Origin of the sequence: Psychrobacter sp. M9-54-1 (genome assembly GCF_016613355.1) — a bacterium.
GTDB lineage: Bacteria > Pseudomonadota > Gammaproteobacteria > Pseudomonadales > Moraxellaceae > Psychrobacter > Psychrobacter faecalis.
Genome location: NZ_JADGFW010000030.1, coordinates 13,227 through 32,391 on the forward strand (window position 1 = coordinate 13,227; position 19,165 = coordinate 32,391).

Annotated in this window: 19 protein-coding genes and 1 pseudogene; 11 read left to right on the top strand and 9 right to left on the bottom strand. The window is 39.2% G+C overall.

Annotated elements, in window-relative coordinates:
• Nucleotides 1-345 precede the first annotated feature (345 nt).
• Nucleotides 346-867, top strand: a complete 522-nt coding sequence (locus IQ457_RS11440; protein WP_068403735.1) for an RNA pyrophosphohydrolase — start codon at nucleotides 346-348, stop codon at nucleotides 865-867.
• A 63-nt stretch (nucleotides 868-930) separates the two neighbouring features.
• On the opposite strand, the gene IQ457_RS11445 is transcribed toward IQ457_RS11440, so the two are convergent.
• Together IQ457_RS11445 and IQ457_RS11450 are read right to left on the bottom strand one after the other, a co-directional pair.
• Nucleotides 931-1,749, bottom strand: coding sequence for an NRDE family protein (locus IQ457_RS11445; RefSeq protein WP_200663376.1), 819 nt, complete (start codon nucleotides 1,747-1,749; stop codon nucleotides 931-933).
• Between the two features lie 35 nt (nucleotides 1,750-1,784).
• Nucleotides 1,785-3,398 carry a DUF4139 domain-containing protein gene (locus tag IQ457_RS11450; RefSeq protein WP_200663378.1) on the bottom strand — a complete coding sequence of 538 codons (1,614 nt, stop codon included), beginning with the start codon at nucleotides 3,396-3,398 and terminating at the stop codon, nucleotides 1,785-1,787.
• Between the two features lie 180 nt (nucleotides 3,399-3,578).
• Between IQ457_RS11450 and lgt the strand changes: the two genes are divergently transcribed.
• The 6 genes from lgt (at nucleotide 3,579) to IQ457_RS11480 (ending at nucleotide 11,532) form a co-directional block, all read left to right on the top strand.
• Nucleotides 3,579-4,463 carry a prolipoprotein diacylglyceryl transferase gene (lgt, locus tag IQ457_RS11455; RefSeq protein WP_200663380.1) on the top strand — a complete coding sequence of 295 codons (885 nt, stop codon included), beginning with the start codon at nucleotides 3,579-3,581 and terminating at the stop codon, nucleotides 4,461-4,463.
• A gap of 79 nt (nucleotides 4,464-4,542) precedes the next feature.
• Nucleotides 4,543-5,187, top strand: coding sequence for a thymidylate synthase (gene thyA / locus IQ457_RS11460; RefSeq protein WP_274600273.1), 645 nt, complete (start codon nucleotides 4,543-4,545; stop codon nucleotides 5,185-5,187).
• Between the two features lie 42 nt (nucleotides 5,188-5,229).
• A complete protein-coding gene (locus IQ457_RS11465; RefSeq protein WP_200663382.1) occupies nucleotides 5,230-6,465 on the top strand; it encodes a tyrosine-type recombinase/integrase in 1,236 nt (411 codons plus the stop codon).
• Entirely contained in the window at nucleotides 6,462-8,915 is a 2,454-nt protein-coding gene (locus tag IQ457_RS11470) for a site-specific integrase (RefSeq protein ID WP_200663384.1), read from the top strand. Before IQ457_RS11465 ends, IQ457_RS11470 begins: the two co-directional genes overlap by 4 nt.
• Complete coding sequence (locus IQ457_RS11475; RefSeq protein WP_200663386.1) at nucleotides 8,915-11,023, top strand: site-specific integrase; 2,109 nt, start codon at nucleotides 8,915-8,917, stop codon at nucleotides 11,021-11,023. Before IQ457_RS11470 ends, IQ457_RS11475 begins: the two co-directional genes overlap by 1 nt.
• Nucleotides 11,020-11,532 (top strand): hypothetical protein, encoded by a 513-nt coding sequence (locus tag IQ457_RS11480; RefSeq protein WP_200663388.1) that lies wholly within the window; start codon nucleotides 11,020-11,022, stop codon nucleotides 11,530-11,532. Before IQ457_RS11475 ends, IQ457_RS11480 begins: the two co-directional genes overlap by 4 nt.
• A gap of 171 nt (nucleotides 11,533-11,703) precedes the next feature.
• On the opposite strand, the gene IQ457_RS11485 is transcribed toward IQ457_RS11480, so the two are convergent.
• Nucleotides 11,704-12,555 carry a thymidylate synthase gene (locus IQ457_RS11485; protein WP_102077603.1) on the bottom strand — a complete coding sequence of 284 codons (852 nt, stop codon included), beginning with the start codon at nucleotides 12,553-12,555 and terminating at the stop codon, nucleotides 11,704-11,706.
• Between the two features lie 304 nt (nucleotides 12,556-12,859).
• Between IQ457_RS11485 and IQ457_RS11490 the strand changes: the two genes are divergently transcribed.
• Nucleotides 12,860-13,288, top strand: a complete 429-nt coding sequence (locus tag IQ457_RS11490) for a PaaI family thioesterase (RefSeq protein ID WP_191690772.1) — start codon at nucleotides 12,860-12,862, stop codon at nucleotides 13,286-13,288.
• A gap of 558 nt (nucleotides 13,289-13,846) precedes the next feature.
• Here the strand turns inward: IQ457_RS11490 and IQ457_RS13740 are convergent.
• From IQ457_RS13740 to IQ457_RS11500, 3 genes are all read right to left on the bottom strand, one after another.
• Complete coding sequence (locus tag IQ457_RS13740) at nucleotides 13,847-14,071, bottom strand: TdeIII family type II restriction endonuclease (RefSeq protein ID WP_102077605.1); 225 nt, start codon at nucleotides 14,069-14,071, stop codon at nucleotides 13,847-13,849.
• Nucleotides 14,072-14,088: 17 nt separating this feature from the next.
• Nucleotides 14,089-14,214, bottom strand: a complete 126-nt coding sequence (locus tag IQ457_RS13665) for a hypothetical protein (RefSeq protein WP_256713876.1) — start codon at nucleotides 14,212-14,214, stop codon at nucleotides 14,089-14,091.
• Nucleotides 14,215-14,313: 99 nt separating this feature from the next.
• Nucleotides 14,314-15,144 carry a cation transporter gene (locus tag IQ457_RS11500; RefSeq protein ID WP_087814222.1) on the bottom strand — a complete coding sequence of 277 codons (831 nt, stop codon included), beginning with the start codon at nucleotides 15,142-15,144 and terminating at the stop codon, nucleotides 14,314-14,316.
• 82 nt (nucleotides 15,145-15,226) lie between these two features.
• On the opposite strand from IQ457_RS11500, the gene IQ457_RS13745 reads away from it, so the two are divergent.
• The 3 genes and pseudogenes from IQ457_RS13745 to IQ457_RS11510 all read left to right on the top strand — a co-directional run bounded on the left by IQ457_RS13745 (nucleotide 15,227) and on the right by IQ457_RS11510 (nucleotide 16,861).
• A complete protein-coding gene (locus IQ457_RS13745) occupies nucleotides 15,227-15,337 on the top strand; it encodes a transposase-like zinc-binding domain-containing protein (protein ID WP_415622344.1) in 111 nt (36 codons plus the stop codon).
• Nucleotides 15,330-15,470 (top strand): annotated as a pseudogene (locus IQ457_RS13750) (IS1 family transposase); the annotation flags it as partial. The gene IQ457_RS13745 and the pseudogene IQ457_RS13750, both read left to right, overlap by 8 nt.
• 227 nt (nucleotides 15,471-15,697) lie before the next feature.
• Nucleotides 15,698-16,861, top strand: coding sequence for a zinc-dependent alcohol dehydrogenase (locus IQ457_RS11510; RefSeq protein WP_200663390.1), 1,164 nt, complete (start codon nucleotides 15,698-15,700; stop codon nucleotides 16,859-16,861).
• Between the two features lie 650 nt (nucleotides 16,862-17,511).
• On the opposite strand, the gene IQ457_RS11515 is transcribed toward IQ457_RS11510, so the two are convergent.
• The 3 genes from IQ457_RS11515 to IQ457_RS11525 all read right to left on the bottom strand — a co-directional run.
• Nucleotides 17,512-18,150: a tetratricopeptide repeat protein gene (locus IQ457_RS11515; protein WP_200663392.1), complete on the bottom strand. Its 639-nt coding sequence runs from the start codon at nucleotides 18,148-18,150 to the stop codon at nucleotides 17,512-17,514.
• Nucleotides 18,151-18,183: 33 nt separating this feature from the next.
• A complete protein-coding gene (locus tag IQ457_RS11520) occupies nucleotides 18,184-18,534 on the bottom strand; it encodes a hypothetical protein (RefSeq protein WP_036600603.1) in 351 nt (116 codons plus the stop codon).
• A 60-nt stretch (nucleotides 18,535-18,594) separates the two neighbouring features.
• On the bottom strand, nucleotides 18,595-19,165 hold a 571-nt coding region (locus tag IQ457_RS11525), incomplete at its 5' end, for an IS982 family transposase (RefSeq protein ID WP_200663394.1).

Below are 19,165 nucleotides of genomic sequence, written 5' to 3' on the forward strand. Positions count from 1 at the left end.
TCTTGTTTACCTTTTATAAACCGCTACCTTATTTATGCTTTAACAATAATATTCGATATTTAAGTATTTATACACCTATCGTTACCGCGACTTATCATTGTTAGAAAAATCTACGGAATTTACTTACAAAAGTAGAATTATAAGTTACTGATTTTAAAGGATTAATCTTGTGAAACATTTTATAGCAAAATACTGTTACACATTTTGGTTGTTTCTTGGTTTAATAACGGTAATGAATCTTATTTTGTCATAGTACTGATGGTCATCACCCTATAATAACTATGATTGCTGTCGTTGTACCTTGTCGAAATAAGCTATTTTTAAACAATTTAAAAGGGTTTAGTCATGATAGATGCAGACGGCTTTCGCGCCAATGTCGGCATCATCTTGGCAAATACACAAGGGCAAGTTCTGTGGGCAAAACGTATTGGTCACAACGCTTGGCAGTTCCCTCAAGGCGGCATCGACCGCGGGGAGACGCCGATGGATGCGATGTATCGCGAGCTCTGGGAAGAGGTCGGTTTACATCCGCGTCATGTCGATCTACTGGCGGTCACGCAAGATTGGTTGCGTTATCGTTTGCCAAAACGCTATGTGCGTCATGGGCAGTACCCTTTGTGTATTGGGCAAAAACAAAAATGGTTTTTGCTGCGCTTAGATGAGCCGAATACTCAACACATCCGCTTTGATGAGGGTAAACCAGAATTTGACCATTGGCAATGGGTCAGCTACTGGTATCCACTCGGACAAGTGATTCATTTTAAACGCGGGGTATATCGTCGCGCCTTGCAAGAATTGGTGCGCGAACTACCGCTTAAACAAGAACTGATTATTCCAGAACAAAACAACCATTTGTTGGTGGAATAAGTATTCAAATAGAAAACAAATTCCCCTATTGATAGCTATTATTCATAGGGGAATTTTTTTATGTTAGATTTGCCTATGCTGGCATTCACGGCTAATAAGCGCTGCTTTGATTTTTTTGTCTGAACTATCTTCTTTACGTAAGGTTAAAATACTTTGCGTCCGCGTTCCATAGCTTGGCATGGCTGTTTTATTCATACTACTTAAATCAGCAGATTCAATATAAATGGAGGACAGTGCGCGCTCAATCTGCTTAGCGACACCTGTTTCGGGTAATTTATTTTCTGGCGCTGGCGTATTATCTGACATCACGGCAAACGCCGCTGCTTGCCAGTAGTCAAGGGCGCTGTTCTCGCTAATCAATGGCAACACCTCTTGGCGTAACCGACCGCGTAGGCGTTCGGTTTTAAACCACCCTTCTTCTGGCTGACCATTGGATATTACGTACAATCCAGCATATAACGGCGTTGGTGCATGACCACGATTATTGACAATCACCGCTTGCGCCGTATCGCCAATAACAAGGTTAAAACCTGCGTAATCTTGCAAACTGATTTGCCGAGCAAATTCCAATGGGTTTAAAGTGCTGGTCAAAAAATCGGTGACCAATTCGCCACGTGAGCACTCATCATTACTTGCTTGTACGCCATCACGAAAATTTAACACCGCCGCCCAGCGTCCGTTTTGCTCACAAAAATCGCCATGTTGCTGTTGATGTATGCCAAGCCATGTGCCGCCACTTTGCTTATCGCGCCCTGCATAAATAGGCTTATCCTCCCATTGATGCAGCGGCGCTGTTGGACGCTGTAAAAACTCATCACGGTTGGACAGTAAAACCAACGGCAACTCATCAAATAACTGCCAAGCAATGGCGACGATACACATAGTTTTCCTTGATATAAATATTAAATTATTAGCGCTTAGTTGGTACTCAGCTTTTTATCAGCAGGGTAGCTGATTTGATATGTTGATTGCAGCACTTGTGATTGCTTACTTGGCAAATCAAACTCCCAAGCGACCATCCCTTTATTATCATTCCAGTCTTTTTGGCTAATCGCTGGGGTATGCGCCGCCATGACTTTAATACTATCGTCGCTGCTCACCGGCTCAGCACTTAACACCTGCAAGCGCACGCTGCGATTGTGCTGATTGGTAAATTGATACGCTTGAGTGATGGTTTTGGTTTGCTGACGGTTAAACACGCCTTTATCACCTTGTTTACTCTCGTCAGTCAATTGCTTCACCAGCAAACTTGGGTCAATACCGAAGCCAACACCCTGCTCTTTTAGAGTTTGATAATTATAGCGCGACTGTCCGACATAGTTATCATCACGGTATAGCTGCAACGAACCATCTGCCCAAGCAGGCGTCAAAAATGGCGCGGATGCATACCAATAAGCGGCGGTCTCGGCACTTGGTGTGCTGCGTAGCCAAAGTTTGCTAGTGCCAGACTGCTCATCGATGACGGTACGTACGCGCCGACCATCACTAGGAATACTGACCCGCTGTGGCAAGCGATATTCGGTGATGCCATTTTTGTTTTGACTACTCACGGTAAAGCTCGGTAGTGGCGGCATCTCTGCACCGCCGCCATAATTGTCTCTTGCAGAAGCAACAACGACAGGCGATGCTTCCATCTCCATCATCGGCGCTGCATAACGAGCCAATTTAGCTTGTTGCTGCTCTTCATATAATGACAAGCGCTCAACGTGTGGCAGCTGACTGGTAGTCGTTTGATTGGGATTTACGCTACTTAAAATAACGGGCACGTTGTTCCAATTTTCACCGGTTTGTTGAGCGATGATGGCGGAGGCGGTAATATTCAGCTGCTTGCTGTCGGTATTTAAGCGCGCTTGATAGGTCGGCTCCCAACTGGCGCCGCGCACCTGATAATGCAGTTTAACGGTGCTTGGCGTGCGACTGGCGGTGCGAATACTAACTTGGATCACGCTATTCTGTTTTGAGGTCGTACTGCCCGCCAGCAGCTGATTGAGCGCATCTTTTGCTTGTGCCTCGCGCTGCTGTAACTCGATAATTCTTTTATTAATATTGGCCGCTTGCATTTCTAAATCGTGGGCGTTATTGGCCAATGTGCCAGCCGTATTAATTTGCGTGACCTTGGTTAAATTTTGCAGATAGGCTTTGGTTAAGCGTGCTGCTTCTAATTCGGCACTGATATCGGCAAGAGTGTTTTTCTGGACTTGTACTTTGGCGTCGCCTTGATATTGGCCATATTGACATTGCGCTGCTTGCTCAGCGCTCAAGGTTTCGATACTGACTTCACCGACGTTAACATTACCTAGTGCTTGTACGCTAATGCTATCAGCGTCAATGTTCGGCGATAAACAAGAAAAGACCAGCGTTTGCTCGCCACTGCCGTTGATTGGCAAGGTACGCGTGACACTGGCTAAACCTTGATAGATGGTGATATTTTCAATATTACTCAGCGCTGCTTGTGCATTGATAGGAACCCATAGCGTCAAACCTGAAGCCATGATGCCGAGCAAGGGTAATGTTGGTAAAGGTAGCTGCATAAGGATTCCTTAGAAATTGAAGCACTTTTTTTCATCTTATCGGTTTTTGCTCCGATTTGCTATTGATTCCATGTGCCATTCCCTTATCCATTTATTTATCGATAAACTTATCATAGTATTCGCAAGGGATGAATTTTGCTATTATGGGCCACACTCCATTATCAATAATATGATGCCTTTATGATGATTCATCCTCAGTTCGACCCCGTAGCGCTGTCCTTGGGGCCAGTAGAAGTGCACTGGTATGGTTTAATGTACTTATTGGCCTTTGCCGCCGCTTATGGCCTTGCATGGTATCGCAGTAGCAAACGCGATGGCTGGACTACCGATATGGTGTCTGATTTGGTCTTTTTTGGTGCCCTTGGTGTCATTTTGGGCGGCCGTATCGGCTATGTATTGTTTTATCAATTTGGAGAATTGCTACAAAATCCTGCGTATCTGTTTAGGGTATGGGAAGGCGGCATGTCGTTTCACGGCGGCATGATTGGCGTTTTGTTAGGCATGTTATATTTTGCCCGTAAATATAAAAAGACCCCTTTTCAGGTGCTCGATTTTATTATTCCTTGTGTACCAACAGGTCTGCTGTTTGGGCGTATCGGCAACTACATCAACGGCGAGCTATGGGGCCGCGTCTCAGACGGTGGCTATAATTGGCTGACTTACTTTCCGCAAGCCGCGGCATTTGATGCGCAGCAATTACAAACCAATCCTGAATTACAATCGTTAATGCTTGAGGTCAATGGCCAGTATTTATTGCCGCGTCATCCATCGCAGCTCTACGAAGCGCTTGCAGAAGGTCTGCTGCTATTTATCTTTTTATGGTGGTATTCCTCAAAACCGCGTCCCCGTATGGCAGTCTCGGCTATCTTTTTATTAGGTTACGGTCTTAGCCGCTTTATTATCGAGTTTTTCCGTCAGCCCGATGCCGACCAAGGCTTTATTTTACTCGGCTGGATGACTAAAGGCCAAATATTAAGCGCGCCAATGATTATTATTGGTCTCATCATGCTGGTTTATGCTTATAAGCGTAGCATCTATGATTGGGGCAAGCAGGCGGCTTATTAAGCGTTAATTACCAAGTAAGATATTAAAAACACGTTTAAATATTGAATGCTATATTTGAATCAGGCAAAAGAGTAGTTTTATGACCAGTAATTATCATAACAGTAAAAATGAGCAAGCCTATTTAGACTTGCTACAACATGTCATGATGAATGGCACTGAAAAAGGCGATCGTACTGGCACTGGTACACTAAGCCACTTTGGTGCGCAGCTACGTTTTGACTTAGCCGATGGATTTCCCTTACTAACTACCAAAAAAGTCCATTTTAAATCGATCGTTTATGAGCTATTTTGGTTTTTAAGCGGTAGCACCCACGTTGATTATCTACAACAAAATAACGTGCGTATTTGGAACGAATGGGCGACCGCTGACCAAACCGCGCGCTTTAATCGTCCTGCTGGCGACTTGGGTCCCATTTATGGTCATCAATGGCGCAATTATGGCGCCACCAAGCGTGAAGACGGCAGTTATGTCAATGATGGCGTCGATCAAATCACTGAGGTGATTGAACAAATAAAGACCAATCCCAACTCGCGCCGCTTAATCGTCTCTGGCTGGAATCCAAAGGAAGCGGATCAAGTTGCCCTGCCGCCTTGCCATACCTTATTTCAGTTCTTTGTCGCGGACAATAAACTGTCCTGCCAGCTTTATCAGCGCTCAGCGGATTTATTCCTATTATACCCCCATAACAATAATGCACAATACGGAGTAATAGATCGTATATAATGCAATACATAATTTAGTCTATGTATTGAGATAGTAATTATTATGGATGTTAAAGTTTGTTCAGACGCGAAGTTAGATTTATCTAAGTCTTGTTTACTCAATGAGATTCCAAACTTATCATTGAACAAAACCGTAAAAGTGAATGGTGTTGGAGTATTTGATGATGATGGCAAGATCCTTCCTCTTGTTTCTGAGTATTTGTCGTATCGAACCAAACATCAAATAATCTCTTATAAATCAGCAGTTACTTATGGTAGAAACCTAAGCTACTTCTTAAGTTATATTCGTAGTCGTCCAGATTATGATGACAGTGAATCTGATGAAGTATTTATTACAGTTCCAAAATACGTAATTCAAGAATACCTGACATTTTTAATTCGTGAAGATTATAAGAACTCATCTACTGTTAGAAGTAGAGATGAGACAATACATGCCTTCATCGAATACCTTTGTAGCCCTACAGAAGACCGTGATAAGCTTAGAGAAGATAACCCATATAGCGATGGCTTGCTATCAAAACCACCAAAGCGCACACCCATTAGCTCTTGCACACTTGATGACCTTTTTATATTGATTGAATTTACTGATTCAGAACGAGAAAGAGCTTTACTCCAATTTTTATACGACTCTGGCTTACGTCGTTCAGAACTACCTAGAGTTACTCTTCAGGACTTTAAAGATACTAACAACTTCAATTCTGAAAAGTTTATTTCCTCCGATAATGAACAGCCTATCCATGCTGATTACGTGCCTTTAAAAGTCAAAGGAAGTAAAGGCCGTGGTAATCAAATTAAGCCACGCTGGACTTTGCTTAGCTTAGCAACTATCAAACGTGTGGAAAAATACCACGCATCTCCCTTATATAAAAAATACGCTCGTAAATATTCAAAGCCATCTGAAACACCAGCGTTCCTTAACGCTGAAGGCACTCCTTACACCCCAAATTCAATCAGTAAGCTACTTGAACGTATAAGTAAACGCGCAATCAAACACGGTCGACTCAATCGACTGATTTCTCCCCACAAGCTACGGCATGGCAACGCTTATTCAATACTACAGTCAAAGGATTTAGGGTCTAACTATGTAGATCGGCTTGCTATTGTGCAGAAATGCTTAGGCCACAACCATCTTAGTACTACACAGATATACACTAATATCCCTCAAGATATCTACAAGAGCATGTGTGACAAGAATGGTGAGATTTTAACCAAAGCTGAGAAAATGAAGCGCTTATCTGAACAGACACAATTAAGAATTGGCATTAAGGAAATCAAATGAAAAACATTGGAATAACCATTGATGAGATTCATGAGGATTTTCCTGAGCCAGGAATTTTAGGTGCAGACTTTAAGAACGCTGAAGAAAAACAACCGATCAAAGACACCCAAGCAGCTGTTATAGAATGGGTATCGAAAACAGCTGGAGATAAAGAAGCGCTATGGGAAATACCAATTAGTAAAGCGGATAATCCTTTAGGCTTCAGTGTAGCTGTTAAACATATTCAGAGTGCTGTAGGTGTCTCATACTCTGTTGCACAAAAATATAGGGGTCTTACTACTCCTTTAATTGAAAGGATGATTGAAGAAAAGATTCTAGTAATACCAAGTGAAAGCTACGAAGCGGCTGGCATCGAAAACACTAGAAAACTTTTGAATTGGTACAGAAAGCTAACTGTAGAGGAAAAGCACACTTTACCTATTTTCGGCAACAAAATTTCGATAGGAAAAATGTCTCCAGAACAACTACCTATAAAAAGAGAATCCTTAAGGTTTAATGTTGTTAAAGATGCTTGGGAATTCATTCACAAAGACTTAGAAAAAATTGGAATTATTGATCCGAATTATAAAAGCGTTGCTGAAAGAACAAGCGAAGCGAATGTCAATAGAAGAAATCATAGTGAAAGTCAGATAGAGCGTTTTCATAGACTCGCAGCAAGAGAGTTAAATGCAGCTGATGACTTCTTGCCTCCTTCAAAATTAGAACCGTTTATTCAGGTTGAGCAACTGTTTGCTTGTAGTAGCAAAACTGTCTCTTCAGAATCAGGCAAGAGTAATTATAGAGTTGCGAGTAGTTCATTTATAGAGTTCTTATCTAAACTGTATGGAAATAAACCCTTTAGAATCGTAACAACTTTTGATGGATACCTACTATCTAGATATCGGAAATATTTAGAGGACAAGGTAATAAATAAAGAAATATCAAGTTATCATGCAAATACAGTTTTGAGTTCAGTCCGTATAACATTGAATCGGCTGACTCAAGTACGCAATATAGAATATAGCTTTTTCAATATAAATGGATTTGCTACAACTAGAGAAACAGATGTTAAAAAGCCATTTACAATGAACGAGCGGCTTCAAATATTAGATGCTATTGAAAAAGGTATAGGAGAATCTAGAGCAATTCTAACTCCTTACAAAAAGAGTGGAGTCGGAAAAAACCCTCTGGATAAGAAAGGAGGTCGAATATATGGACTTTCAACACTGGACAATGCAAGATGGCTTTTTGAAAACTGCTTAAAGTGTAAGCCAGTCCATCATAATACAGCTAAATCAACTATCGAGAAATCTTTCTTGGCAATTATTGCCGATTCAGATAAAGGGTTAATAGAAGTATACAACGAATGGGGCGTTCCCCCAATGATAAATATAGACGTACTTACCCCTTACCTTTTAAGACTCGCCCAAATTACAGGACTAAATGCAGACTCCTTACTTTCACTTAATATTGATGATTACGTAGACTCTCATCTAGCAACATCACGACCTTGTCTTAGATATTGGAAAGAGCGATCTGATGGTCATAAAGAATACCACCTTGATCTTTTCAATGCAGAACTGACATGGCTTACATCATCTCAAGCTCAGTCGATAAAAGTTATTTTTGAAGAGTTGGAGCAATTAACTGGTAGTTTTCGACAAGATATTGAAGATGATGCTTTTAAAGATAGGTTGTTCATCTATCAGTCGAATAGTACAAAAAAGCACGGCAGAGTATCTCCACTATTAGGAAACAAAGGAAAAAATAAAAGAGCATTGGGAGCTAGTTTATCTAGGTTCGTTAATAAATATAATTTAAAAAATGATGCAGGAGACCCCTTAACTCTTACAATAAGTCGGTTTAGACCAACATTTGTTAGTGAGATGCTTAGAAATGGCGTAAGTGTACGTGAAATTCAGCTCATGTTGGGCCACTCCTCACTCCAAACGACTCTTGGCTATATAGATTCTCTAGATTTTAACTCCATGAGTAGAATGAAGATAAATGATGAATTAGAAGAGATACATCAATCAACTCTGGATAAAGAAGTTGAGAAAGTACCAGAAGATATAGAGTCCAAAAAAATTGATGAGTTGGTAACAACCTTTCATACTCCTCTAGCTGAATGCAGAAATATTTTTGACCCGCCAGATTTTGTAAAAAATCTTTCATCCTACATACCTGGTACTCCATGTTCACAATATAACAAATGTTTGGGTTGTGACAATGTCATTATTACAGCTAGGAATCTCCCTGAAATTTTTGCAATGAAGCGTGACTATACGCTTTTGAAAGAGCACTCCCGTGTCATGGATACACCCTATGGGCATGTTATTTCAGAGAATTTAGAACTGATAAAAGGTATTACAGAACCTGAACTATCTAATTTTTCCTTAGAAGAATTAGAAAATGGACGGCGTTTAGCAGAATACATTGAAACGACCACACTAGTTGATGGAGTAATCTAATGGACTATGAAAAAAAGCTGAATGTATTAACAGGTTTTGCAGAACATCGTTTATATGTTTTAGATGCTCTAGACCATGCTACAGTTCAAAAGAAGAAGCACCTTCAAAATAATTACACAGATGACATAGAGTATGTGACGTACCTTATGGACAAACCTGTATCGAAATTATCAAAGTTTTCTGACGACTTTTGGGACTTTAATGACGACTATCCTAATGCTGCACGAAATGTTCAGGGCGCAAAGCTCCGCATTAGTTTTTCAAAGTATACAGATATCCCAAGATTCGTTTTAATAGAAATAAAAATCATATTCGAGTTGGCCCTGCTAAACAATTCGATTTTCAAGCTTCAAAGTAAGGAAGGCCAAAGTCGAACAAAAAAAGTCTTAAAAGCAAACTCTTTAATTACAATTTTTGAAAATGGATTAACGTTTATTAATGAAATATTTAAACAGGCATCTCATGAGTTAGGCCATGAGTTTGTTCAGGAAAAAATCAGAACACTCTCCGATATAACACCGGAACTGTACTCCAAAGCTGCTGAAAACTACGATCGTGTAAAAAATATAGAGCTAGATAAATTTTTTAAATATCTACGCAGTCCAGCGTCGGTTCAGTATGTATTTGAAAAACCTATCGCTTATGTAGAGTTAAATAGCCTGAAATGGAAGAGACTTGCTAATATTAATACTTCGAAAAAAGAACAAGTACTGCCAGATCTGGTATTTGAATCTCTCTCGAAAATGGCTTCCTTTATCATAGTGGACTTTTTAAACGCTATAGGAGCTTCAGCAAAGATATCAGATCCTAACTCCTTAGAAAGATTTAATACAAGCAACCACGTTTCATGGGCAAACGAAGAAGGAGTAACCCACGAAATTTTAAATGCTTATATTGCTATGAGATTAGGAACTAAAGGCTATCCTTCAAGTTTCATTACAAACATAATTGAACCCTATGATTGGATGCTCAAAAAAGACTCTAGTGTTACGAGTGGACGAACTTTACGTAAAGAATTGAAAAAACGTGGTTACAAGTTAGATAATCTTAGAGAATACTTTAACCTCGTAGCGTATGCATGCGCATATGTAGTAGGCCAGTATACAGGTATGAGACCATCTGAACTATCAGAAATAAGAGTTCAAGATTGTTCGTGCTTAGTTCAAGATGATGGCGTTTGGCTCATTGAAAGTACCGTCAAGAAACATAAAGATGAAATTAGTACAGGCTTGTTTGACGACAGATGGGTAGCTATACCGATTGTTAAAGATGCAATATTAGTAGCATCGTATATTTCAAAAATTAAAGTTTCACCTTATTTAATTTCTAATGTAGATACTGTTAAACCAGGTAGCTCCCCTCAGTCGATGGCTAGTAATGGCATTAAATATCAAATGAATAATTTCATAGGCCAACTGTTAGGCAAAAATATTGCTAGTGAACTGAAGTTCAATCCCTACATGCTAAGACACACATTAACATATCAATTGTTTAAGGCTGAAGTTGGATTGCCTCTTATATCGTTTCAATTGAAACATTTTGTAGAGAGCATCTCTAAGTACACATCTACTGGCGCTACCTCGTCAGTTACGTTAGGCTACGGTGATATAGGTGAGATGCTGTCAAAAGACGGCAACCGAAAAGGTGATACGAAATCACTGCGCCGAGCAGCTGAATTAGATGCTATTAAAACTGCCCATAATCCAAATGGTACATATTATGGTGGTAAAGCGAGTGAGCATAAAAAAGGTCTGATCAAGACGTTTAGTGGATATATGGCTGAAGGATACACAGAGGATGAGATTTATGAGGCTATGGTAGATCAAGGGGTTGCCATGGTCTATATGGGACAAGGGCTTTGCTATGGTGGTAGAGCAGAAGAGTATGATTCAAGCCTACCATGTATTGGTTCACTACGTTGTAACCCAGCTCGATGCAAACAAGCCGTTGTAACTACCAAGCATGCTCCTAAATGGCGTGAAGTTTACATGTTAAATAAAACCAACCTCAATAAACCAGAATATTCAGACAATCGAGAGCAAATTCTATCAGCAATGAACGAAGCAAAAATGGTGTTAGAAAATCTTGGTGAGGCAATCGAACTATGAGTAATGAAGCTTATGATCAAAAAAATAATGACGACTATGAAGCAATAACTTCTGCTCTAAATATTGCCTTAATAGATCTTCAAAATAACAAAAAGCTAAAACCCACTATAGCGCAACTTTCGAAGATGACTGGTATTCATCGAAATACTATTACAAACCGTGGTTGGCCCGTCCAAAAGCTAAACCAGATCAAAGATATCAGAAAAGCTGAAGAGAAATCGCGTAAAGACAAAAGAACCATAGATAATGCTGATGTTAAGAATGCGCTTGAAGCAAAGATGATTCAAGCGCAAAATGAGGTTATCTACTGGTTTAATGAATATCAAGATATAAAAAGGGTCGCTCAACACTCAGATAAACGGTTACAAAAAATGAGAGAGTCACGAGATTATTATAAAACACAATCTGATACAGATAAAAGGTCGTTATTAGAAGCTAGACAGGAGATTAAAAAATTGAGACAAATGTTAGCTTTAAAAGATGCAACACCGAACCAGCTGATGCACTAATCTATCGGAAACTACCTATGCTATAAAAAGTATAAACTTAATTTCCTTGTACTTAAAGGCTAGTAAGAGCCTAGCCAACAAATATATACCTTATAGCATAAATCACATATATTAATACTTTATGCCTAACAGAAATTTATCATCTTTCTAAAATTTTAATCTATATTTGTATCAAACTGAGAATGGATACGCGATAGACTCATGATACTGGTACCCTTCCACTTCAAAATCGTCCAATGTTACCCATGTCTCAATATCTTCGAGAGACTTAATTTCAGGGTTAATGTGAAGTTTAGGGGCTGGATACGGTTCGCGTTTTAATTGCACATCACGCATTAACTCTAATTGGTCTTCATATATATGTGCATTTACAATCTTGTGATAAGCTTTTCCAGCCTCATGCCCCGTAATTTGAGCCATTAAAGCCAATAAAGTAAAAACCTGGACTTGATTGAAATTTTGACCTAATGGCACATCACAGGAACGTTGGGATGAAGTTAGATATAGCTTTCCTCCTAACAATGAAAACGTATGGGTATGCATACAAGGACGCAAACATCCCATATGAAACTCACCTGGATTATAGAAAGTTAGGATTTCACCTCGATCATCAATACCATTCCGCAAGTTATCATAAATCTTACGAAGCTGGTCAAACTCCTCTCCTACTGAATTACGCCACCTGCGGCCCTGTACACCATATACTCGGCCCATATCATCCTCACCTTTACGATAAGGATTAGCTAACCAAGCTTCATTTTCATTGGCATTGGCACTCCATGTATTGCATCCAATAGCTCGAAACTGAGCTGCGCTATCATAACCACGTAGATACCCCAATAACTCTGCTATAGCCGTTTTCCAATAGCTTTTTCGAGTAGTCACTAAAGGAAACTCATTAGCGCCTACGTTGTATTCTAAATCAGCATTAATAACGGTTAAGCAACGCTTTCCAGTCCGTTCATTTTCGACCCACACGCCTTCATCAACTATACGTTGACATAAATCTAGATATTGTTTCATTCAATAACCTTAATTGGACTGTATACTTTTCTCGTGAGGTAATTTCTTATTGCCCGTGATCACAACACGTTTTACCTCATGATTTCATTGAGCATTATAAAGTTTAAAGGCTTGAATGTACAAACCTGTTCGTACAGACTCACTGACTCAATAACCTATCAATAGACTATACATCTCAGCAAACCGTCAAGGACTTTAAAACTAGTGCTCTGAACTAAAACGGCTATATAACTTTTTATCGTAGTAAGGTGGAAAGTTAGGATAGAATAGAGGTGCCAATAACAGTTAGATTAAAGGAAGCCCTATGTCAGCAACCAAGGAAGAGATAGCTGAGTTCATGAAGTCTGAGTTCCCTCAAGCAAAGTACAAGATTGAGGCAGTAAATAGCAGTGGGTCAATTTTATCCCATGATATCAGTTTAGATGATTTGAGACCTGGAGGTACTGTATCGGGACCTGTAATGATGGGAATTGCTGATGTGGCTCTTTATGTGGCTATCTTAGGTAGAATTGGCATAGTACCATTAGCAGTAACCACGAGTCTAACTATCAACTTTTTACGTAAACCAACTGCAAAATCACTCATTATTGCTGAGTGCAAACTGCTAAAAGTTGGAAGAAGTCTAGTCGTAGGTGAGGTTTCTTTATACTCAGATGGATCTGACGAATTAGTTGCCCATGTTGTGGGAACCTACTCAGTACCACCAACCAAGAACAAGTCTGAAAATATGTAAAAGATATCAAATTAAAGCCCTTTGCTCAAATCCTAGTGAAATAGATCAGGCGTCTTTACTGGTATAGTTCTCTAGTGAGGACTAGAATCTTTGGCTGTGGGCTAAGAAATAGTCCCAGTGTACTTACCATACAAATTTTATTTGTGATCGGTGCGCTACACAGACTGTAATACTCAGCATGAGTATTACAGTCTGTGTATGTGATAGCGTAGGTCAGCATTATAATATTAAGCTTATATAACTATAGAATAGATACTTCTAGCCAATACGCAGGGGTTTTCCCTCTAGAAGCTTGAGAGCGTGGCTGAAGAATACGCAATTCATATTTACCTGAATATGGGAGCGTGTAATAACCTTGGTTATCTAGTTTAGAGGAATACTCTCCTACGTTAACAGAGTCTGCTAGATTCTTATGGAATAAATAAGAATCTACATTCCCTCCCGCTATTTTGACATAAAGCCTTTGGTTTTTTTTAGCGTAAAATGTATAGGAATCATAGAGCCTTTCCTAAATTTCGTGTAAGTACTTCTACAATCTAAATGATAGTTACACACTTTTTAGGAAAGGCTCTTTAAAGCCTTCTCGATATCTTCTTTAGACTCAGCACCGACCTCTCTAAAAATATCAACCATATCATTGAGTGAAAATTGACCACCTGACACAAGCTGCCATAATTCGTCACCTACTAACAGATCTTGGCGGTCATAAAAGTTGCCCCAACGCTTATAATTATTATCCGTTCTCGACTCAGGGTTATAAGGAATGGCGATGTAGGTTTGAATTTTATTAGTGTCCTAAATTAGTTGACCACCACCAGATTCTTATCAAAGACTTCATCATCTATTATTCGCCAAACGGCAACTTGCTGATGGTCTTTGGTGGTGACTAGATTTAAAGTTTGTTCAATCATTGCTTGAGGTCTCATATCCTTATGATGTTTATTTGCTTCAAACCCAGTTACTTTACACTTAGCGGTTTAATTAAGCTACTTACTTGAGCTATTTGCTTCAGTTATTAGGCTTGGCTACTTACTCAACTTCAATATTCTAAAGGCGCCCTGAATAACTAAAGCAAATACGATGCTACCAATAATCAAATCAGGCGTACTAGAGTGTAACCAATTAACCAAAATTCCTGCAACAATTACCCCTAAATTGATAATCACATCGTTTGAAGTGAAAATCATACTGGCTTGCATATGGGCTTCTTCTTTGCTTTTCGATTTTTGTAGTAAATAGAGGCAAATCGAGTTTGCAATTAGCGCAAGAATCGATATGACTATCATGGTAGAAAAGTCAGGTAACTGCTCATTGCCAAAGAAACGTCTTAGTACTTCTAAAAAACCAAGAATCGCTAGCGTAATTTGAAAATATCCGGCAATTCTAGCAATCCGTTTTTTCTTAATGACCGTTCCACCGACCGCAAATAAGCTAATTCCGTACACGAAGCTATCTGCTAACATATCTAAGCTGTCGGCGACCAACCCCATCGAACGAGAAATCAGTCCCGTGCTCATTTCAATAATAAAGAAAGCAAAGTTAATGACCAGCACTATCCATAGTAGCTTTCTTTGCTCAGCATCTTTTTTGTGACTAGAGTCAGCATCAATTTTAAAATTATTGTTGGGATCAGAGGGGTCAATGGTTTCGGTCGAGAGTAGGGTGTCTCCTAATTTTAGGTCATGAATAGCAGTCTCTATCCCTTCTATATTGTCATGATGAAACACAGTTAATTGACGGTTAGGAATGTCGAACTCAAGATGTTCAATATTCGAGTGGCCCTCTAATTTCATTCGGATTAGGTTTTCCTCCGAAGGGCAGTCCATCTTCGATATTTTAAAAGTTGTTTTATTCATAGCTACATTTATATCCGGGTGGTGGTTCAAAAAGTAGGCTGGAAAAAAACAGGCTGAGAAATTGATAAATAGTGAAATGCAAATGACACTATACATCAAATGCCCAGCCTGTCTAAGTGACAATATAAAGAAAAATGGTTTCAAAAGCTATGGTAAGCGAAACTATAAATACAAAGACTGCAAAAGGCATTGAAGGTAATAATTGCACTATCAGACATCGAGTAAGGCGAGCATTTAGGCGAAGTTGTAACTTTTCTAAAAAGCTGGAAAATCACTTTAAAGCCTTTGATTTAGCTTTCTTTTACATCAATCATGGGTATGTCTAATGTTAGCCTACTTTTTGAACCACCACCCAATTTTTTACTTACAACACGCAACCTTTTTAACACACGTTGATTATAAATCTTGTTTTTCAAGGTGCTAATATAATTGAGTAATACCTAACTTAGATATCATAAACCATTGATTCTAATAACTTTCATATTGTATTGTCACAGATTATTGTTTATCGAGTTTATCGAGATTTTGCAATCTTTACTTAATTGGAGAAATTATGCGTGCTTTAACTTACCACGGTGCTAAAGATGTGCGAGTGGACAATGTCCCAGAGCCTAAACTGCAAGAAAAAGATGATGTTATTTTACGTGTGACTGCAACTGCAATTTGTGGCTCAGATTTACACTTATATCGTGGCAAAATGCCTGCAACCGAGGAAGGCGATATCTTCGGTCATGAGTTTATGGGTGTGGTTGAAGAAGTAGGCTCTGAAGTCACTGCTGTTAAAAAAGGCGATAGAGTTGTTATTCCTTTTGTTATTGCATGTGGTAACTGCTTTTTCTGTCAGCATGACCTAATGTCCGCTTGTGAGACTACAAATACAGGCCCAGGCGCTGCTATTAATAAAAAAATAATTCCGCCACCGGCTGCTTTATTTGGTTTTAGCCATTTATATGGTGGGATTCCTGGTGGACAAGCAGAATTTGTACGGGTTCCTAAAGGTAATTTTGGTCCGTTCAAAGTACCTGGCTCACTGTCAGATGAGAAGGTTTTATTTTTATCAGATATTTTACCAACTGCTTGGCAGGCCGTAACTAATGCCAATATTACTAAAGGTTCAACCGTAGCTATTTATGGTGCGGGTCCTGTGGGGTTGTTATCAGCAGCTTGTGCCAAAATGTTAGGCGCTGAGCAGATCTTCGTGGTAGATCATAATGACTACCGTTTGCAGTATGCCAAAGATACGTACGGGGCTATTCCGGTTAATTTCGATAAGGTAGATGCTGCTGAATTCATCATTGAACAGACTAAAGGACATCGCGGCGTTGACGGCGTTATTGATGCGATTGGCTTTGAAGCCAAAGGTAGTATGCTAGAAACAATAATGACCAATTTGAAAATTGAAGGGTCAAGTGGTGCAGCTTTACGTCAATGTATTGCAGCTGTGCGTCGTGGCGGGGTCGTTAGTGTTCCTGGTGTGTATGCAGGACCCATTCATGGTTTCTTATTTGGTGACGCTTTTGATAAAGGGCTTACTTTCAAAATGGGCCAAACCCATGTACACAAGTATTTACCACAATTATTAGAGTATATTGAAAATGGTGATTTATCACCTGAAGCTATTATTACTCACCGTATGAATTTGTCTGACGCTGCTAAAGGTTATGAAATTTTCGAAAAGCGTGAAGAAGAATGTCGTAAAGTCATTTTAACTCCTTAATTTTTCAAATTTACCCTTAACTTTTAACATTTAAAGGTTAGGTCATAGCTGCTTTAACGAGATTATCCTAAATAATGGTTATCGCTAAAGCAGCTAGTAAAAAAATCTTTGACTTGCTTTTCTCTGCACACGGCAAAAAAATCACCCCCCAACCGATTTTCATGGGTTTAGGGATTAAAAAACTAACTAACTGTCTTAGATGGTCTTAAAGCTTAGAAGTGTAAAGCACAATAAACTTTCTTATATTTATCAGGATCATCTTTATTAGCTACAAACCCTCTGCTAACCAACTTTACCGAGTTAAATGTTTCACCTTCATCATTAGTTATCATAACAATCAAGTTTTGGTCCTCAAAACTTTGGAGTTCTTTAATCAGCTCTTTAATTGTCTTAGTTCTATCTTCCCATTGCACTATAATCTATTGTAAGTATACCTATGACAAACCAATTTCACTGGTTCGGTACCCTAGTGAGGACTTGAAAGCTAAGCTGTGGGCGAATGATATAAACGGTTTTACCCATTGGAATAGTCGCAGTGTACTTCATGGTGTACCTACCATACATATTCTATTCGTGATCGGTGCGCTATACAGACATCGAACTGTAGGTTATAACCCTAATTTTCGAGGAGGTATTTAGATTTCAGATATCTATTTTTGATAAAGTCTTCGATACTCAGCACAGGCAAACGGATATCCATTGCTGCAAGACTTTTGATACCATTCTAGCGCTTTGTTTTTATCCTGCTGTATATTGATACCCTTCTCATAGAATACTGCCAGCCCTGATTGAGCCATTGGAAGATCCTGCAAAGCTGCCTTGCGCGTCCACTCAAAAGCCTTCGTATCACTTTGGGTTGTACCTTTACCTTTAAGGTACATATCTCCAATTTTTGATTGGTATAAGTCAATACCGTCATTGGCTAAGTTTTGATATAACTCAAACGCTTTAGCATCGTTTTGATCTACGCCTTGACCCTTCTCATACATCAATGCCAGCATCCCCTGCATTTCTTTATGTCCATGGTTAGCTGCTTGTTGTAACCAATAAAATGCTTTTGAATAATCTTGAGGAACGCCTCTACCATAGTAGTATATAAGCCCTAATTCCGCTTGGCTTGAAGCATCTCCTAGATTAGCTTGTAATGTGAGATTTTCAAAATCCTTCTCAACATCAGATTTTACGGTTGGAACATTGTTTTGAATGCTCTCCCTCTGAGTATCAATAACTTTAGTACACCCTGTCAGCATAATACACGTCAGCAAAAATACTGCTAGTCTCTTTTTCATGACTGCTTGTCCTTTTAGTTAATCAAGGTAACACTAACCTTTTTTAACTGACCTTGAGTGTGGAAATATCGTAACTATTACTAATACAATGCCAGCTACAACTAAAATTAATGGACTCAATTGCAGAATATGAACTGAACCAAATATAAGAAAATACATACAAACTGCTATAACCTGAAAATCGTAAGTATGGTCTTTAAAGAATTTAAATATAATAATTAAAAGAAGCGCTATACCTACTATAAGGAAGAAAGTTCCATCAAGAAACATGTCTTTCATAAAAAAATAATAGATCACAGCAAATATGATATAAATGCCTAAACCAATTTTTCTATGAATTGAGTTTTTCTGTGTGGACTTAGTATTTTCTAATTCATCTCTCATAAAGCTATTAACCCCTATCACCTAACATAAAAATATAAATTAACAATTTTTACCCCACTCTCAACTTGAAATAAGCAAATCAAACTGAAGAGGCGGGTTACCAAGTTTTTTATTGAGTACAAAGCACAGATTGTGTGACAGGATTTTACGAATCAATCGATGAGACAAATGCCATAAATCTCTTGCTCTCACTCTTTGTATGTTAAATCGTTCTGATAGCTGACCAATGACTGTTTCAACGATACGGCGGGCTTTCATCAGCCGTCTTACCACAGGTTTGGGTCTATCCTCTTTCATGTTGGCTCTGAGTGGCGTTTGTAAATCCACGCCTTGAGCATTGTAGTACGATGTCAGACTCGGGCTGATATACCCTTTATCAGCACCGCGCAAACCATAAATATGGTCAGTAATATCAGGCGCAACCGCTCTTTCATCAACATTGGCAGGGGCAAAGGTAAAGCCTTTAATCATGCCCGATAAGTTAACAAGCAAATGGCCTTCAAAACCATAGTACTTCTCTTGCTTAGCGGCGCAGTAACTAAAAGCCGCTAAGTCTTGATAGTTTTTATGCCGATAAGCGCGTCCATAATGACAGACAGGTATCGGAAAGCCATCCATAAAATGGATGTTG

Coding starts and splice junctions, on each gene's coding strand:
- IQ457_RS11440 (WP_068403735.1), top strand. CDS start 346: ATGATAGATGCAGACGGCTTTCGCGCCAATGTCGGCATCATCTTGGCA.
- IQ457_RS11445 (WP_200663376.1), bottom strand. CDS start 1,749: ATGTGTATCGTCGCCATTGCTTGGCAGTTATTTGATGAGTTGCCGTTG.
- IQ457_RS11450 (WP_200663378.1), bottom strand. CDS start 3,398: ATGCAGCTACCTTTACCAACATTACCCTTGCTCGGCATCATGGCTTCA.
- lgt (WP_200663380.1), top strand. CDS start 3,579: ATGATGATTCATCCTCAGTTCGACCCCGTAGCGCTGTCCTTGGGGCCA.
- thyA (WP_274600273.1), top strand. CDS start 4,543: ATGACCAGTAATTATCATAACAGTAAAAATGAGCAAGCCTATTTAGAC.
- IQ457_RS11465 (WP_200663382.1), top strand. CDS start 5,230: ATGGATGTTAAAGTTTGTTCAGACGCGAAGTTAGATTTATCTAAGTCT.
- IQ457_RS11470 (WP_200663384.1), top strand. CDS start 6,462: ATGAAAAACATTGGAATAACCATTGATGAGATTCATGAGGATTTTCCT.
- IQ457_RS11475 (WP_200663386.1), top strand. CDS start 8,915: ATGGACTATGAAAAAAAGCTGAATGTATTAACAGGTTTTGCAGAACAT.
- IQ457_RS11480 (WP_200663388.1), top strand. CDS start 11,020: ATGAGTAATGAAGCTTATGATCAAAAAAATAATGACGACTATGAAGCA.
- IQ457_RS11485 (WP_102077603.1), bottom strand. CDS start 12,555: ATGAAACAATATCTAGATTTATGTCAACGTATAGTTGATGAAGGCGTG.
- IQ457_RS11490 (WP_191690772.1), top strand. CDS start 12,860: ATGTCAGCAACCAAGGAAGAGATAGCTGAGTTCATGAAGTCTGAGTTC.
- IQ457_RS13665 (WP_256713876.1), bottom strand. CDS start 14,214: ATGAGACCTCAAGCAATGATTGAACAAACTTTAAATCTAGTCACCACC.
- IQ457_RS11500 (WP_087814222.1), bottom strand. CDS start 15,144: ATGAATAAAACAACTTTTAAAATATCGAAGATGGACTGCCCTTCGGAG.
- IQ457_RS13745 (WP_415622344.1), top strand. CDS start 15,227: ATGACACTATACATCAAATGCCCAGCCTGTCTAAGTGACAATATAAAG.
- IQ457_RS11510 (WP_200663390.1), top strand. CDS start 15,698: ATGCGTGCTTTAACTTACCACGGTGCTAAAGATGTGCGAGTGGACAAT.
- IQ457_RS11515 (WP_200663392.1), bottom strand. CDS start 18,150: ATGAAAAAGAGACTAGCAGTATTTTTGCTGACGTGTATTATGCTGACA.
- IQ457_RS11520 (WP_036600603.1), bottom strand. CDS start 18,534: ATGAGAGATGAATTAGAAAATACTAAGTCCACACAGAAAAACTCAATT.